Below are 1,960 nucleotides of genomic sequence, written 5' to 3'. Positions count from 1 at the left end.
GTCACAATCGAGTCGCAACCGGCAGCATTTATTAGTGTATCCTCATAAGTCCCAGCCGAGTTAAAACTCTTGCTATGCCACAAATATGGTAATTGATTAGAACAAACTGTAATATTCTCTGTTCCCCTTGCAATAGGACTAATAACTACATTAGTGGCACATGTGGTAGTTGAACAGCCATCTGTTATTGTCCATGTTATTGTTGATTGGCCAATATTATACATTCCGCTTGCATCATTACCGGATCCACTACGATTAGTTGCACCAGTAATATCATAATTGATAGTTAGATTTCCATTGCAATTCGTTGACGCCCCTAAAACTGGAATAGTATAATTATTCCCTGCCTTTTCACACAATGCCTGATTAGACGGACAAACAACTGTTATCACAGGTGGCAATACGGAAGTGGTGTGCGTCCAGATATAATTATTACCTGCACAATCTGTATAAGTAAATGTATAAACAATATCTCCTGCGCAAGCCGGATTACCAGTCACAACCGGTGCCGACACAGTCAGTGTTCTGCCGCAATTGTCAGTGACGGTCGGCGGAGTTGGCGTTGTAGCTGCAGATGGACATGCAACTGTCGAAGTGTTATTAACAGGCATTGTTACTACCGGAGGTGCAACTGTCGTGGTATGCGTCCAGGTGTAATTGGTGCCATTGCAATCAGTATAAGTAAATGTATAAACTATATCACCTGCACAGGTTGGATTACCGGTCACCACAGGTGCACTTACAGTAAGCGTTCTGCCGCAATTATCAGTTACAGTTGGTGGTGTTGGTGCAACAGCAGCTGAAGCACAAGCTACCGCTGAAGTGGTATTGCCAGGCATTGTAACCACCGGTGGAGATACAGTCGTGGTATGTGTCCAGGTATAATTTGTACCTGCACAATCAGTATAAGTAAATGTATAAACTATATCTCCTGCGCAAGTCGGATTACCAGTCACCACAGGAGCTGATATCGCAAGTGTTCTGCCGCAATTATCAGTTACTGTTGGTGGTGTTGGCGTAGTAGCAGCGCTCGGGCATGCCACAGTAGATGTCGTAGTAGAAGGCATAACTACAACCGGTGGAGCAACTGTTGTAGTATGCGTCCAGGTGTAATTGGTGCCGTTGCAATCAGTGTAAGTGAACGTATAAACAATATCCCCTGCACAAGCTGGATTACCAGTTACCATAGGTGCTGATACAGTAAGTGTTCTGCCACAATTGTCAAAAACAGTTGGCGGAGTTGGTGTGGTAGCAGCTGATGGGCAGGCAACCGTTGACGTAGTAGCCGCAGGCATAACTACAACAGGCGGCGCAACAGTCGTGGTATGGGTCCAGGTATAATTAGTGCCGCTGCAATCCGTATAAGTAAAGGTGTAAACAATATCTCCTGCGCAAGCCGGATTACCGGTCACAACAGGCACCGATACAGTCAGCGTCCTGCCGCAATTATCTGTAACAGTCGGTGGCGTTGGCGTCGATGCCGCAGAAAGACAAGCAACAGTTGAAGTCGCATTCGCAGGCATAACTACAACAGGCGGCGCAACAGTCGTGGTATGGGTCCAGGTATAATTAGTGCCGCTGCAATCCGTATAAGTAAAGGTATATACTATATCTCCGGCACAAGCAGGATTACCTGTCACCACAGGTGCCGATACAGTCAGTGTTCTGCCGCAATTATCTGTAACAGTCGGTGGCGTTGGCGTCGATGCCGCAGAAGGACAAGCAATAGTTGAAGTCGCATTCGCAGGCATTACAACAACCGGTGGAGATACAGTAGTGGTATGTGTCCAGGTATAAGTTGTTCCGTTGCAATCAGTGTAAGTAAAGGTATAAACTATATCGCCTGCGCAAGTCGGATTACCAGTCACCACAGGAGCACTGACAGTCAGTGTTCTTCCACAATTATCAGTTACTGACGGTGGCGTAGGTGTAGTGGCACCTGAAGGACAAGCAACTGTTG

The 1,960-nt window shown here is 46.4% G+C and carries 1 protein-coding gene; it reads right to left on the bottom strand.

The genetic code is table 11. The features are described 5' to 3' along the window. A partial coding sequence (locus tag AC59IL_RS38840; protein ID WP_496557652.1) for an HYR-like domain-containing protein occupies nt 1-1,960 on the bottom strand: 1,960 nt, incomplete at both ends.

It is taken from the genome of Niastella sp. sgz303648 (assembly GCF_059587045.1).
The sequence above is the reverse complement of the archived record's forward strand: the minus strand, read 5'-3'. Positions and strand labels throughout refer to the sequence as shown.